The organism is Nocardioides sp. GY 10127 (assembly GCF_004919085.1).
In the GTDB taxonomy this organism is placed as follows: domain Bacteria; phylum Actinomycetota; class Actinomycetes; order Propionibacteriales; family Nocardioidaceae; genus Nocardioides.
In genome coordinates this window covers 318,329-331,865 of record NZ_STGL01000008.1, presented here as the reverse complement: position 1 = coordinate 331,865, position 13,537 = coordinate 318,329, and the positions used below count along the sequence as shown (strand labels likewise).

Below are 13,537 nucleotides of genomic sequence, written 5' to 3'. Positions count from 1 at the left end.
TGCCAGGGGCGCCCGCTCAGAGGCGGACGAGGCCGTTCGGGGTCTGGACCTGGACGGCGACGATGCCGGGGGTGCCGTGCGGGGCGACCCACTCGACCTTGACGTCCTCGAGGGGCTTCTCGACGGGCTCGCCCATCCAGTCGCTCACGCGCTGCGGGTCGCCGGCGATCTCGAGGGCCACGAGGCTGAAGCGCTCGTCCGCGCCGACGGAGGGGTGCAGCGCGGGGTCGATCTCCCAGTGCAGGAAGTACGGCAGCTGCGGGTCCGCGGCGGTGCTGGTGAGGCCCATCTGCTTCCAGCGGAGCTCGACGCCGTCGGGGCGGTGCCGGCTGCCCTGGTACGCCTTGCGGCCGAGGCGCTCCTCGATCGTCGGGAGGTCGGAGACGGCCACGGCCCAGCCGAGCCAGCCGCCGCCGAGGCTGGAGCGCGCGCGCACCGCCTGGCCGAAGGAGGCCTTCTGCGAGGCGGGGTGGTCGAGCACCTCGACGACCTCGAGGTACATGGAGCCCGCCAGCGGCAGGATCATGTTGCGCGTCCCGAAGCGGGGGTGGATGCCACCGTCGAGGAACGTGGCCCCGAGCAGGGTCCCGATCCGCTGGGCGGTGCCCTCGAGCCCGTCGGGTCCAGCGGCGTAGGAAAGGTGGTCCAGGCGCATGCAGGCATTGTGGACACCGTCGTCCCGTCGGGTCACATCGGGGTCGAGGTCTCTCGATGTCGAGACTTTTTACCGTGCCCGGTGAGGTGTCCGGCGCGTCGGGTTGACGCCGCGGCGCCAGGCGTCTTCGGACAGGTCGTCAGGGCTGGTGCGGAGAGCTCTCGGGGCACGGCGGCCACCCGGTCGGGTGGGCGCGCGGCGTCCTGCTGCGTCCTGCTGTGCCCGCTCTTTCGTGAGCTGCGCTGCCTCAGCGCGGGCCGTGCGACGGGTCGGCCGGGTGCAGGAGGACGGGCAGCCGACGGCGCTCGTGGGCCTCGCAGTGCCGGACGAGCTCGTCGTAGGCGGCCTGCCCCATGAGCTCGACGAGCTCGGCGGCGTTCGAGCGGTAGACGGCGGTGCTCCCGCCGTGGGCCTCGGTGGCGCCGGAGCAGTACCAGTCGAGGTCGTGCCCGCCCGGACCCCAGCCGCGGCGGTCGTACTCGCCGATCCCGACCTCGGTGTAGGCGGTGCCGTCCGGCCGCTCGACCTCGCGGAACGTGCGGCGGATCGGCAGCTGCCAGCACACGTCCGGCTTGGTGGTGAGGGGCTCGACGCCCCGCTGGAGGGCCAGGCCGTGCAGGGCGCAGCCGGCGCCGGCGGCGAAGCCGGGTCGGTTCTGGAAGACGCACGCGGTCTGACCGTCCACCTCGACGGTGCGGGTGACGCGGGCGCCCTCGTCGTCGGTGACGACCCAGTCCTTCCGGCGGACCTTCCCGCCCGGCTTCACGCTCGGCCGCAGCTGCCAGGTCTCGGCGTCCAGGTCGGCCACGTAGGCGGCCACCCGGTCCTCGTCGTCCTTGTCGGTGAAGTGCGCGCCCAGGGTGCAGCAGCCCATGTCGGGGCTGTCGGCGTCGATCCCGGCGCAGCCGCGGCCGAAGATGCACGTCCACGTGGACGTCAGCCACGTGAGGTCGCAGCGCAGCACCTCGGTGTCGTCGTCGGGGTTGACGAACTCGACCCAGGTCCGCGCGAAGTCCAGGTCCACCTCGGGCACGGCGCCAGCGTAGGGGACCGACTGGCGGTGCGTGGGCAACCGGGTTGGTGGCTGCTGGGGTTGCTCTGCCACCTCTGGTCGGCCGCGGGGTGGGTGGGCGGTGTGTGAGCAACCGGTGGGGCGGCTGGCTGGGTTGGTGAGGCACCTCCGGTCGGTGGCGGCTGGGGACGTCATACGCCTGGGTGTGTCTCAGGGCCGGTGTGGATGACGTCCCGGGGCGGCGGTGTGTGAGCAACCGGGTTGGTGGAGGGGTCGGTTGGTGGGGCACCTCCGGTCGGTGGCGGCTGGGGACGTCATACGCCTGGGTGTGTCTCAGGGCCGGTGTGGATGACGTCCCGGGGCGGCGGTGTGTGAGCAACCGGGTTGGTGGAGGGGTCGGTTGGTGGGGCACCTCCGGTCGGTGGCGGCTGGGGACGTCATACGCCTGGGTGTGTCTCAGGGCCGGTGTGGATGACGTCCCGGGGCGGCGGTGTGTGAGCAACCGGGTTGGTGGAGGGGTCGGTTGGTGGGGCACCTCCGGTCGGTGGCGGCTGGGGACGTCATACGCCTGGGTGTGTCTCAGGGCCGGTGTGGATGACGTCCCGGGGCGGCGGTGAGTCAGCAACCTGGCCGGTGGAGGGGTCGGTTGGTGGGACACCGCCGGTCGGCCGCGGGGTGGGTCGGCGGTGTGTCAGCAACCGGGTCGGTGGCGGGCTGGGTTGGTGGGACACCGCCGGTCGCCCCACGGACGGGCGGCGGTGTCCCAGCAACGCCCCAAGCGTCCAGGCACGTTGCTGACACACCGCCCATCAGCACCCCCACGCACACCGCCCATCAGCACACCACCGCACCGACCCGAGGAGGCGGATCCGCAGGGGGCGGGCGCGCAGGGACGCCGACGAGTAGCGTGGGCCCCATGCGCTTGGGCGTCCTGGACATCGGCTCCAACACCGGTCACCTGCTCGTCGTGGATGCCCACGGCGGGGCGCGGCCCCTGCCGGCGTACTCCTACAAGGAACCGCTGCGGCTGGCCGAGCACCTGGTGATGGAGGGTGACGACGCGGGCGCGGTGTCGCCCAAGGGCGTGAAGGCGCTGACCCAGTTCGTCGCCCAGGCGCTGGTCGTGGCGGAGGACAAGGGCTGCTCCGACATCCTCGCCTTCGCCACCTCGGCGGTCCGGGACGCGACCAACTCCGACGCGGTGCTCGAGCACGTCGCCGAGTCGACCGGGGTGCGCATCGGCGTCCTCTCCGGCGAGGACGAGGCGCGGCTGACGTTCCTGGCGGTCCGCCGCTGGTTCGGCTGGTCGGCGGGTCGGCTGGCGGTCTTCGACATCGGCGGCGGCTCCCTGGAGATCGCCGGCGGCGAGGACGAGGCGCCGGAGGTGGCGTGGTCGCTGCCGCTCGGTGCCGCGAGGCTCGCGCGCGAGCACCTCGCGGGCAGCATCGACGAGGACGTCATCCGCGGGCTGCGCCGTCGCATCCGGGCCGACATCGCCGCGGACGCCGGCCACCTGCTGCGCGCCGGCGCGCCCGACCGGGCCGTCGCGACGTCCAAGACCTTCCGCTCCCTGGCCCGCATCTGCGGCGCCGCGCCCTACTCCGACGGGATGCTCGTGCCCCGGAGCATCCCGAAGAAGACGCTGTCGGACTGGATCCCCAAGCTCGCCGCCATGGGCGAGGACGAGCTGGCGGCGCTGCCGGGCGTCTCGGCCAGCCGGTCGCACCAGATCCTGCCCGGGGCCCTCGTGGCCGAGGCGTGCATGGACATCTTCGACCTGACCGAGCTGGAGATCTGCCCGTGGGCGCTGCGCGAGGGCATCATCCTCGAGCGCCTCGACCAGCTGCCGTTCCGCTCCCGCTGAGGAGCGCTGGAGACCCACCGTGCCCACCCGTATCGGCCTGTCCACGTCCTCGGTCTACCCCGAGTCGACCGCCCACGGCTTCGCGTACGCCGCCCGCCTCGGCTACGACGCGGTCGAGGTGATGGTCGGCATCGACGCGCTCTCCCAGCAGACGTCCGCGGTCAAGCAGCTCTCGGAGCACCACGAGATCCCGATCTGCGCGATCCACGCCCCGACCCTGCTCTTCACCCAGCAGGTCTGGGGCCTGGAGCCCTGGGGCAAGCTCGAGCGCTCGGCGGAGATGGCCCACGAGGTCGGCGCCGGGACGGTCGTGGTGCACCCGCCGTTCCGGTGGCAGAAGGAGTACGCGCGGGGGTTCGCCGAGGGTGTCGCGGCGCTCGAGGCGTCCACCGGCCTCGTCTTCGCCGTCGAGAACATGTACCCGTGGCGGGCGACCCAGAAGCGCGGCATGGAGATGTACCTGCCGCACTGGGACCCCACCCACCAGCCGTACGCGCACACCACGATCGACCTCTCGCACGCCTCGATCGCGCACGACGACGTCCTGGACATGGCGGCCGCCCAGGGCGAGCGGCTGCGCCACGTCCACCTCACCGACGGCACCGGCTCCGCCAAGGACGAGCACCTCGTCCCCGGCCGCGGCTCGATGCGGGCCGCGGAGTTCCTCCGGCAGATCGCCACCAGCGGCTTCGACGGCGACATCGTCCTCGAGATCAACACCCGCCGCTGCGACTCCCGCGAGGAGCGCGAGGCCGACCTCGCCGAGTCACTGGCGTTCGCCCGCGAGCACTTCGCCCCTGCCGTCGAGGGCGCCTGAGGACGAGGCTGGTCCCATGACCAGCGAGGAGCCGTCATGACCAGCGAGCAGCAGCCGGGCTCCCCGCCGCCACGGCACGCTGCTGCCCGCGGGGTCGTGGAGGTCCGCGGCCTCGTGGTGCGGCGCGGTGGCCGCGCCGTCCTGGACGGCCTCGACCTCGAGGTGGGCGCCGGCGTCACGGGGCTCCTCGGCCCGTCGGGGTGCGGCAAGTCGACGCTCATGCGGGCGCTCGTCGGCGTCCAGCGCACGCACGGCGGGGACGTCACGGTCCTGGGCGAGCCCGCGGGCAGCGCCGGGCTGCGCGAGCGCGTCGGCTACGTGACCCAGGCGGCCGCGGTCTACGACGACCTCACGGTCGCCGAGAACCTCCGCTTCTTCGCGCGGGTCCTCGGCCTGCGGCGAGGGGAGGGGACGTCGGCCGTCGACCGCGTCCTGGGCGAGGTCGACCTCGCCGGCCACCGCGACGACGTGGTCGGTCGGCTCTCCGGCGGCCAGCGCTCCCGCGTGAGCCTGGCGGTCGCCCTGCTGCGCCGGCCCGACCTCCTCGTCCTCGACGAGCCCACCGTCGGCCTCGACCCGGTCCTCCGCCAGGACCTCTGGGCCCTCTTCCACCGCCTCGCCGCCGGTGCCGACGGCGAGCCGGGCACCGCGGTGCTCGTCTCCAGCCACGTCATGGACGAGGCGGAGCGCTGCGACCGCCTCCTGCTCATGCGCGAGGGCCGGGTCATCGCCGACGACACCCCCGCCGCGGTCAAGGCCGCCGCCGGGGTCGCCAGCGTCGAGGAGGCGTTCCTCGCCCTGGTCCACGACGCCCCGACGGAAGGAGGCGCGGCATGAGCGCCCCGGTCACCGGCGCGGTCGCCGCCCGCGTCCTCACCCAGCTGCGGCGCGACCACCGCACCGTCGCCATGCTGCTGGCCCTCCCGACGATGCTCATCGTCCTGCTGTGGTGGGTCTTCTCGGACGTCGCGGGCGACTCCTTCGACCGGATCGGCCCCGCCCTCCTCGCGATCTTCCCCTTCACCGTCATGTTCCTGGTGACCTCGGTGACCACGCTCCGCGAGCGCTCCTCGGGCACGCTGGAGCGGCTCCTGGCGATGCCGATGGGCCGCGTCGACTTCCTGCTCGGCTACGCCGCCGCCTTCGCGCTCACCGCGGTGGTGCAGTCGGCGCTGGCGGTGGGGGTCGCCGTCGGGCTCCTCGGCCTGGACGTCGAGGGCCCGCTGTGGCTCCTCCTGCTCGTGGCCGTCGTGGACGCCGTCCTGGGCACCGCGCTCGGGCTCTTCGTCTCGGCCTTCGCGACCACGGAGTTCCAGGCGGTCCAGTTCATGCCGCTGGTCGTCATCCCGCAGCTGCTGCTGTGCGGGTTGTTCGTGCCGCGCGACGCCCTGCCCGGCGTCCTCGGTGCGATCTCCGACGTCCTCCCGCTCTCCTACGCCGTGGACGCCATGGACCTGCTCACCCGGCCCGACCCCGGCCTCGGGGAGGTCCTCGGCGACCTCGCCGTGGTCGCCGGCTTCGCGCTCGCCGGCCTCGTGCTCGGCGCGGCCACGCTGCGGCGTCGCACTCCCTGACCGAAACTTCTGTCCGAGCTCTGAGGCCGGACCCCGGAGGCTGAACCTCGAGGCCGGACCCCCGGAACAGGGCGCGCCCTGCCCGTTCCGTGCCCGTAATGTGGGTCACATGCCCCTGCTGCGAGCCCCGCTCCTGATGCTGGCCCGCAACGACCGCGCCCGCCAGGCGCTCACGTCCGTGCCCGCGACGGCCGCGCTGGTCGCCCGGTACGTGCCCGGGCCGTGGCTGGAGGACGCGCTCGACGCGGCGGCCGCGCTCCAGGCAGAGGGACTCACCGTCTCGCTGGACCACCTCGGCGAGGACGTCACCAGCACCGAGGACGCCGAGGCGACCGTCGAGGCGTACCGCGCGCTCCTCACGGGGCTGGTCGAGCGCGGGCTCGCCCCCGGCGCCGAGGTGTCGCTCAAGCTGTCCGCGCTGGGTCAGGGACTGCCCGGCGGCCAGCGCGCCAGCCTCGAGCGCGCCCGCACGATCTGCCGCGCCGCCCGGAACGCGGGCACCGCGGTCACGCTGGACATGGAGGACCACACCACCACCGACGCCACGCTCGCCACGCTGCGCGAGCTGCGCAAGGACTTCCCGGAGACCGGGGTGGCCGTCCAGGCGCAGCTGCACCGCACCGAGGGCGACGTCCGGCTGCTCACCGGGGAGGGCTCCCGGGTGCGGCTGTGCAAGGGCGCCTACGCCGCCCCGGCCTCGGTCGCCTTCACCGACCCCCTCGACGTGGCCCGGTCCTACGTCCGCTGCCTCAAGGTGCTCATGGGCGGCTCCGGCTACCCCATGGTCGCCACCCACGACCCGCGGCTGGTGGGGGTCGCGCTCGCCGTGGCCGCTCGGCACGGCCGCGCCCCGGGCAGCTACGAGTTGCAGATGCTCTACGGCATCCGCGAGGTCGAGCAGCGACGCCTGGCCGCGGCCGGCGAGACCGTCCGCGTCTACCTGCCGTACGGGTCGCGCTGGTGGGGGTACCTCGTCCGCCGGCTCGCCGAGCGCCCCGCGTCCCTGCGCCTGTTCCTCACCAGTCTCGTCCGACGGGGCTGACGGGCGGCCGCCCTCGTTGGCTGCCCCGGGACGTCAGACGAACCGGCCGTGGGACGAGCCTGGACGGATGACGTCCGGTGACGGCAGGCTGCAGCAGCCGCGGGACGTCATACGAATCGGCCGTGAGACGCACCAAGACGTATGACGTCCGCGACCCCGGGAGGGTCCAGCAGGTGACCCGAGGTGCGGTCGGCGGGGCGGACCGGCGACAGTAGGCCCCATGAGCGAGCAGACGGCCGTCATCGGGGCCGGCGTGATGGGGGAGACCCTCATCTCCGGCCTGGTCCGTTCGGGGCACGCCCCCGCCGACCTCCTGGTGGGCGAGCGCCGACCGGAGCGGGCGGCCGAGCTCCAGGAGCGCTACGGCGTTCGCGTGGTCGACAACCTCGAGGCCGCGCGCGCCGCGCAGACCGTCGCGCTCGTCATCAAGCCGCAGGACATGGGTGCCGTCCTCGACGAGATCGCCCCGGCCCTGCGCCCCGGCCAGCTGCTCGTCAGCCTCGCCGCCGGCATCACCACCGCCTTCGTCGAGTCGCGGGTCCCCGAGGGCGTCGCGGTCGTGCGGGTCATGCCGAACACCCCGGCGCTCGTCGACGAGGGCATGGCCGCGGTCTCCGGCGGCTCGAGCGTCACCGAGGAGCAGCTCGCCTACGCCGAGTCGCTCATGGCGAGCGTCGGCAAGGTCGTGCGCATCCCGGAGAAGCAGCAGGACGCCGTGACGGCCATCTCCGGCTCCGGCCCGGCCTACGTCTTCTTCGTGGTCGAGTCGATGATCGAGGCCGGGGTGCACCTCGGCCTGCCCCGGGCCACGGCCACCGACCTCGTCGTCCAGACCCTCGTCGGTTCCGGCGCCATGCTCAAGGAGACCGGGACCCACCCGACCGTCCTGCGCGAGCAGGTCACCTCGCCGGCGGGCACCACGGCCGCCGCGCTGCGCGAGCTCGAGGTGCACGGCGTCCGCGCCGCTTTCCTCGCCGCGATGGAGGCAGCGCGCGACCGCTCGGCCGCCCTCGGCAGCTGACCCCGCCACCACCAGCGGCCGGCAGCCCGCCGGCCCACCCGGCCGGCCCGCCACCCAGCAGCCCTCACAACCCCATGGCGGCCGTCGCGGCGGCGAGGACGGGCTCGCTGACGGCCCGCGCCCGGGCCGCCCCCTCGGCGTAGACGGCCGAGACGTGGGTGAGGTCCGCGGCCAGCGCGCGGTACCGCGCCTGCACCGGCTCGAGCTCGGCGACGACGGCGTCGGCGACGGTCCGCTTGAGCGCGCCGTAGGTGGTGACGCCGGCGGCCGACCCGCCGCACGCGGCCAGGATCTCCAGCAGGTTGGTGACGCCGGGCTTGGCGTCGCGGTCGCGGCGCACGGCGTCCGGGCCGGTCTCGGAGTCCGTGACGGCGCGCGAGACCTTCCGGACGATGGTGTCGGGGTCGTCGAGCAGGTGGATCGTGCCCGCCTCCTGCGAGCCGGTCTTGCCCATCTTCCGGGTCGGGTCGTCCAGGGCCATCACGCGCGCCCCGGCGGCCGGGGTGGCGATCTCGGGCACCACGAACACCTCGCCGTAGGTGCGGTTGAACCGCAGCGCCAGGTCGCGGGTGAGCTCGACGTGCTGGCGCTGGTCCTCGCCCACGGGCACCTGGCGGGGGGAGTAGAGCAGGATGTCGGCGGCCATCAGCACCGGGTAGGTGAACAGCGAGGTGCGCGTCGAGTCGACCCCGCGTCCCTTCTCCTTGAACTGGATCATCCGGTTCAGCTCGCCCGTCGAGGCCACGCACTCCAGCAGGTAGGAGAGCTGGCGGTGCGCCGGCACGTGGGACTGCACGAACAGCGTCGAGGGCTCCAGCCCCACGGCGAGCAGCGTGAGGGCGAGCTCGAGGCTGCGGGAGCGCAGCTCCTCGGGGGAGTGCTCGACGGTGAGGGCGTGGAGGTCCGCGATGCCGTAGAAGCACTGGGCGGACGGGTCGGGCAGCGCGTCCTGCGCCGCGACCATCGGCCGCAGGGCGCCCAGGTAGTTGCCCAGCGTCAGCCGGCCGGTCGGCTTGAGCAGCGACAGGCGGCGGTCGGGCACCGCGGCGAGCGCTCCCGGCGCCGGCCGGGCGGCAGTGGTGGCAGCGGTGGCGGCACCGGTGGTGGCGAGCGTGGTCATGAGAGGTCCTCTCGGCCCGGGGCGACCGGGCCGGGGCTCTTCCCCGGACACGCGAACGGCCGCCCGTGGGCGGCCGTGCGTGGGTGCTGTGAGTCCCTGGTGGCCGCCTCAGGCGGGCCACCAGTCCAGGGATCGCGTGAACTGCAGCACGTCTGCAGCGTACTCCAGCGGTAGCGTGCGGGTGTGCCCGAGTGCCAGACGCCCGCGGTCGCCGTGTTCGACGACTCGCTGACCCAGTACGACTTCGGGCCTGCCCACCCCATGTCGCCCGTCCGCGTGGACCTCACGATGCGCCTGGCGCACGAGCTCGGGGTCTTCTCCGGGCCCCGCGCGCTGCGCCTGGTCGACGCCCCGGTCGCCGACGACGACCTCCTCTCCACCATCCACCTCCCGCGCCTCATCACGGCGGTGAAGGAGGCCGGCCGCACCGGTGAGGCCAACGAGCGGCTGGGCATCGGCACCGAGGACAACCCCGTCTTCTCCCGGATGCACGAGGCCGGCGCGCACGTCGTCGGCGCCACCGTGGAGGCCTGCCGGCAGGTCTGGGAGGGTCACGCCGGCCACGCCGCGAGCATCTCCGGCGGCCTGCACCACGCGATGCCGCACCGGGTGAGCGGGTTCTGCGTCTACAACGACGTGGCCGTCGGCATCCGCTGGCTCCTGGACCACGGCGCCGAGCGGGTCGCCTACGTCGACGTCGACGCGCACCACGGGGACGGCGTGGAGCGGATCTTCTGGGACGACCCCCGCGTCCTCACCATCTCCCTGCACGAGACGGGCCAGGTGCTGTTCCCGGGCACCGGCTTCCCAGCGGACACGGGCGGGCGCGGGTGCGAGGGCTCGGCCGCGAACGTGGCGCTGCCGCCCGGCACGGCGGACGCCGGCTGGCTGCGGGCCTTCCACGCGGTGGTGCCGGACCTGCTCGCCGAGTTCAAGCCGGACGTCCTGGTCTCCCAGCACGGCGCGGACTCGCACTCCCGCGACCCGCTCACCCACCTCGGCCTCTCCGTCGACGGCCAGCGGGCCACGCACGCCGCCCTGCACGAGCTCGCCCACTCCACGGCCGGCGGCCGGTGGGTCGCGGTCGGCGGCGGTGGCTACGAGCTGGTCGGCGTCGTCCCCCGCACCTGGACGCACCTGCTGGCCGAGGTCGCCGGGGCGCCGCTGCCCCCGGAGGCCGAGGTGCCGTCCGCGTGGCTGCGGTACGTCGACGAGCGCTTCGGACTCGCCGGGCCGACGCTCATGACGGACGGCGTGACGCCGGAGTACCGCCCCTGGTCCCAGGGCTACGACCCCGCCCAGTGGCTCGATGCGGCCGTCCACGAGACCCGGATGGCGCTGTTCCCGCTGCACGGGCTCGACCCGATGCCCTGATCGATGCCCTGACCCTGCATGTGGGGGGCCTTGGCCCACCGAGGAAACTGGGGTCGAAGTGACCCCTCGGGTTCTTGACAGCGAGTGCCTGAACGCCGATCTGGGTACGAGATCAACTCGACACGCCGAGTCCTTGGCTAAGAATCAGGTCCAGCCTTCCCCACCAGTCACATCAGGCACTAGGCTCCCGCACAACGAGCCCGCGTGGCCGACGGTGGGGAAGCCGTCGGGCGGGCCCACGAGAAAGCGGTGGCACATGGCGTCCAACCCGTCCGGGGACATCTCCGAGGCGAAGTTCCTGACCGTGGCCGAGGTCGCGCAGATGATGCGCGTCTCCAAGATGACCGTGTACCGCCTGGTGCACAACGGCGACCTGCCCGCCGTCCGCGTCGGTCGCTCCTTCCGCGTCCGCGAGGAGGACGCGAGCGAGTACCTGCGCCGCAGCTTCTACGACGCCGGCTGAGCCGACCGCCCGGGGCTGCCCCGGGCCGCGTCCACCGGTCGCCGGCTGGGAATTCTGCGCCCCTGAGTCCGCCCGCTAGGCTGGGCCGGTCCTCCGTGCACCCGGAGCGACCCAGGAGTCTGAAAGGTTCACCGTGGGATCTGTCATCAAGAAGCGTCGCAAGCGTATGGCGAAGAAGAAGCACCGCAAGCTGCTGAAGAAGACGCGCGTCCAGCGTCGCAAGCTCGGCAAGTAAGCCCGAGCGCACAGCAGCACGGCTGACGTTCGGGGGCTGCGGATGGGGCGCGTCGTTCTCGTCACCGGGGTCTCTCGTGACCTCGGTCGGCGGTTCGCGCGCTCGCTCGCGTCCGACCCCGAGGTCGACCGGGTCATCGGCGTCGACGTCGTCCCGCCCCGCGGGGACGTCGGCGCCGTGTCGTTCGTGCGGGTCGACATCCGCAACCCGGTGATCGCCAAGGTGATCGCCAAGGAGGACGTCGACACCGTCGTCCACATGAGCGTCATCGCGACCCCCGGTACCGCCGGGGGTCGGCACACGATGAAGGAGCTCAACGTCATCGGGACGATGCAGCTCCTGGCCGCGTGCCAGCGGGCCCGCACCGTCCAGCGGCTGGTCGTGAAGTCGACGACCACCGTCTACGGGGCGTCCCCGCGTGACCCGGCGATGTTCACCGAGGACATGCAGCCCCGGCGCGCCCCGCGCTCGGGCTACGCCAAGGACGTCGCCGAGATCGAGGGCTACGTGCGCGGGTTCGCCCGGCGCCGCCCCGACGTCGGCGTCCTGACCCTGCGCTGCGCCAACGTGGTGGGCCCGCACGTCGCGAGCCCCATCACGTCCTACCTCCGGCTCCCCGTGGTGCCGACGGTCCTCGGCTACGACCCGCGGATGCAGTTCCTCCACGAGGACGACCTCTTCCGCGTGCTGCGCCTCGGCGCCGTGGGCGACGAGCGTGGCCGGGCGACCGGCACGGTCAACGTCGCCGGCGACGGGGTCGTCGTGCTCTCGCAGGCGCTGCGCCGGCTGGGCCGGCCGATGGTCCCGATGCCCGGCTTCGCCGTGGGACGTCTGGGCCAGGTGCTGCGCAGCGCGCACGTCGCCGACTTCTCGCCCGAGCAGCTGGCGTTCCTCACCTATGGTCGGGGTGTGGACACCACCCGGATGCGCGAGGTGCTCGGCTTCGAGCCGGGCTTCTCCACCGAGGACGCCCTCGCGGACTTCGGCTCCACCCTCAGCCCGACCCTCGACGCCGTGCTCGCGCCCGCCCAGGCCGGCGCGCAGCAGGCGCTCGACGCCCTCGGCCGGCTCGTCCCCGCGGGCGGCACCCGTGGGTGACGCCGAGATCATCCCGATCGGGACGCGCGGCCGACCCGGCCGCGGCACCGGCACCACCCCCTCCTCCGCCGCGCGCGGCCTCGCCCCCGGCGGTCGGCCCCCGGCGGACCGTTCCACCGGGCGTCCCACCGCCCCCCGGGCCACGCAGGACGGCGCGCACGACGGCTGGGTCGACGAGGAGTCGATCGGCGGCCCCCGGCCCGTGGAGGACACGGCCCCGGCCGCCCCCGACGCGGCCACCGCCGATTCCGGCCCCGAGCCCGCCGCCCCGGCCTCCGAGGCCCCCGATGCGGACGACGCCGGCACCGCCACGTCCGGGACGACGACCGCCGACCGGCACCCGCTCGGCGCGGTCTCCCCGGCCGAGCTGATGGCCGCGCTCACCTCGGCGGCCAAGGAGGTGCTCGGCCCCGACTGGGAGGACGAGCTCGCGCGGCTGCTGGCGTTCGTGCGCCGCCGGCTGACCGGCGACTACGCGGTCGACGAGTACGGCTTCGACCCCGAGGTCACCGAGCGCTTCTTCCTCACCGCGCTGCGGCCGATGGCCAGCAAGTGGTTCCGGATCGAGGTCCGGGGGATCGAGAACATCCCGACGGACTCGGGTGCCCTCATCGTCTCCAACCACTCCGGCACGCTGCCGTGGGACGGCCTGATGACGATGGTGACCGTCCACGACCACACCGGGCGCTTCGTCCGGCCGCTCGGCGCCGACCTGGTCTTCCGCACGCCCCTCGTCGCGCAGCTCGCGCGGATGGGCGGCGCGACGCTGGCCTGCAGCGAGGACGCCGACCGGATGCTCGCCGGCGGCGAGCTGGTGGGCGTGTGGCCCGAGGGCTTCAAGGGGCTGGGCAAGCCGTACTCGGAGCGCTACAAGCTCCAGCGCTTCGGCCGCGGCGGCTTCGTCTCCGCGGCGCTGCGCACCCGCACGCCCATCGTGCCGCTCTCGGTCGTGGGCGCCGAGGAGATCTACCCGATGCTGTCCTCGATGCCGACGCTGGCGCGCATCCTGGGGGTGCCGTACTTCCCCGTGACCCCGCTCTTCCCGTGGCTGGGCCCGCTCGGCATGGTGCCGCTGCCCAGCAAGTGGCTGATGGAGTTCGGCGAGCCGGTGCGCACCGACGAGCTCGAGGAGGGCGCGGCGGACGACCCGATGCTGGTCTTCGACGTCACCGACCAGGTCCGCGAGTCGATCCAGCAGACCCTCTACCGGCTGCTCATGGAGCGCCGGTCCGTCTTCGGCAGCTGAGCGGCTGACCGGCCGG

Annotated in this window: 14 protein-coding genes; 11 read left to right on the top strand and 3 right to left on the bottom strand. The window is 73.8% G+C overall.

The genetic code is table 11. The annotated features are described in order from the left end of the window. Positions 1-16: 16 nt before the first annotated feature. The gene (locus E8D37_RS16165) at positions 17-655 is read right to left on the bottom strand and encodes a VOC family protein (RefSeq protein WP_136570828.1); all 639 of its coding nucleotides are present in this window, start codon (positions 653-655) and stop codon (positions 17-19) included. A gap of 247 nt (positions 656-902) precedes the next feature. After that, entirely contained in the window at positions 903-1,688 is a 786-nt protein-coding gene (locus E8D37_RS16160) for a hypothetical protein (protein WP_136570827.1), read from the bottom strand. Positions 1,689-2,583: 895 nt separating this feature from the next. Here E8D37_RS16160 and E8D37_RS16155 point away from each other — a divergent pair. From E8D37_RS16155 to proC, 6 genes are all read left to right on the top strand, one after another. Continuing rightward, positions 2,584-3,531 carry a Ppx/GppA family phosphatase gene (locus tag E8D37_RS16155; protein ID WP_136570826.1) on the top strand — a complete coding sequence of 316 codons (948 nt, stop codon included), beginning with the start codon at positions 2,584-2,586 and terminating at the stop codon, positions 3,529-3,531. A gap of 19 nt (positions 3,532-3,550) precedes the next feature. Then, positions 3,551-4,348: a sugar phosphate isomerase/epimerase gene (locus tag E8D37_RS16150; protein ID WP_136570825.1), complete on the top strand. Its 798-nt coding sequence runs from the start codon at positions 3,551-3,553 to the stop codon at positions 4,346-4,348. 36 nt (positions 4,349-4,384) lie between these two features. Continuing rightward, on the top strand, positions 4,385-5,185 hold the full coding sequence (locus E8D37_RS16145; RefSeq protein ID WP_136570824.1) for an ABC transporter ATP-binding protein: 801 nt from the start codon (positions 4,385-4,387) through the stop codon (positions 5,183-5,185). Then, positions 5,182-5,922 carry an ABC transporter permease gene (locus E8D37_RS16140; protein WP_136570823.1) on the top strand — a complete coding sequence of 247 codons (741 nt, stop codon included), beginning with the start codon at positions 5,182-5,184 and terminating at the stop codon, positions 5,920-5,922. The genes E8D37_RS16145 and E8D37_RS16140 overlap by 4 nt, the downstream gene beginning before the upstream one ends. Positions 5,923-6,031: 109 nt before the next feature. Next, a complete protein-coding gene (locus E8D37_RS16135) occupies positions 6,032-6,964 on the top strand; it encodes a proline dehydrogenase family protein (RefSeq protein ID WP_240770500.1) in 933 nt (310 codons plus the stop codon). A gap of 220 nt (positions 6,965-7,184) precedes the next feature. Beyond that, complete coding sequence (gene proC / locus E8D37_RS16130; RefSeq protein WP_136570822.1) at positions 7,185-7,985, top strand: pyrroline-5-carboxylate reductase; 801 nt, start codon at positions 7,185-7,187, stop codon at positions 7,983-7,985. A gap of 64 nt (positions 7,986-8,049) precedes the next feature. On the opposite strand, the gene trpS is transcribed toward proC, so the two are convergent. After that, complete coding sequence (trpS, locus tag E8D37_RS16125) at positions 8,050-9,105, bottom strand: tryptophan--tRNA ligase (protein WP_136570821.1); 1,056 nt, start codon at positions 9,103-9,105, stop codon at positions 8,050-8,052. A gap of 183 nt (positions 9,106-9,288) precedes the next feature. On the opposite strand from trpS, the gene E8D37_RS16120 reads away from it, so the two are divergent. From E8D37_RS16120 to E8D37_RS16100, 5 genes are all read left to right on the top strand, one after another. Continuing rightward, positions 9,289-10,479: an acetoin utilization protein AcuC gene (locus E8D37_RS16120; RefSeq protein WP_240770499.1), complete on the top strand. Its 1,191-nt coding sequence runs from the start codon at positions 9,289-9,291 to the stop codon at positions 10,477-10,479. A 256-nt stretch (positions 10,480-10,735) separates the two neighbouring features. After that, positions 10,736-10,942, top strand: a complete 207-nt coding sequence (locus tag E8D37_RS16115; RefSeq protein ID WP_136570820.1) for a helix-turn-helix domain-containing protein — start codon at positions 10,736-10,738, stop codon at positions 10,940-10,942. A gap of 133 nt (positions 10,943-11,075) precedes the next feature. Then, positions 11,076-11,177, top strand: coding sequence for an AURKAIP1/COX24 domain-containing protein (locus E8D37_RS16110; protein ID WP_008356322.1), 102 nt, complete (start codon positions 11,076-11,078; stop codon positions 11,175-11,177). A gap of 42 nt (positions 11,178-11,219) precedes the next feature. Beyond that, complete coding sequence (locus E8D37_RS16105) at positions 11,220-12,275, top strand: NAD-dependent epimerase/dehydratase family protein (protein WP_136570819.1); 1,056 nt, start codon at positions 11,220-11,222, stop codon at positions 12,273-12,275. Continuing rightward, positions 12,268-13,521 carry a lysophospholipid acyltransferase family protein gene (locus E8D37_RS16100; protein ID WP_240770498.1) on the top strand — a complete coding sequence of 418 codons (1,254 nt, stop codon included), beginning with the start codon at positions 12,268-12,270 and terminating at the stop codon, positions 13,519-13,521. Before E8D37_RS16105 ends, E8D37_RS16100 begins: the two co-directional genes overlap by 8 nt. Positions 13,522-13,537: the final 16 nt, after the last annotated feature.

What these genes read in the sequence shown, in the direction of transcription:
- E8D37_RS16165 (WP_136570828.1), bottom strand. Translation starts at nt 655, where the DNA reads ATGCGCCTGGACCACCTTTCCTACGCCGCTGGACCCGACGGGCTCGAG.
- E8D37_RS16155 (WP_136570826.1), top strand. Translation starts at nt 2,584, where the DNA reads ATGCGCTTGGGCGTCCTGGACATCGGCTCCAACACCGGTCACCTGCTC.
- E8D37_RS16145 (WP_136570824.1), top strand. Translation starts at nt 4,385, where the DNA reads ATGACCAGCGAGCAGCAGCCGGGCTCCCCGCCGCCACGGCACGCTGCT.
- E8D37_RS16140 (WP_136570823.1), top strand. Translation starts at nt 5,182, where the DNA reads ATGAGCGCCCCGGTCACCGGCGCGGTCGCCGCCCGCGTCCTCACCCAG.
- E8D37_RS16135 (WP_240770500.1), top strand. Translation starts at nt 6,032, where the DNA reads ATGCCCCTGCTGCGAGCCCCGCTCCTGATGCTGGCCCGCAACGACCGC.
- proC (WP_136570822.1), top strand. Translation starts at nt 7,185, where the DNA reads ATGAGCGAGCAGACGGCCGTCATCGGGGCCGGCGTGATGGGGGAGACC.
- trpS (WP_136570821.1), bottom strand. Translation starts at nt 9,105, where the DNA reads ATGACCACGCTCGCCACCACCGGTGCCGCCACCGCTGCCACCACTGCC.
- E8D37_RS16115 (WP_136570820.1), top strand. Translation starts at nt 10,736, where the DNA reads ATGGCGTCCAACCCGTCCGGGGACATCTCCGAGGCGAAGTTCCTGACC.
- E8D37_RS16105 (WP_136570819.1), top strand. Translation starts at nt 11,220, where the DNA reads ATGGGGCGCGTCGTTCTCGTCACCGGGGTCTCTCGTGACCTCGGTCGG.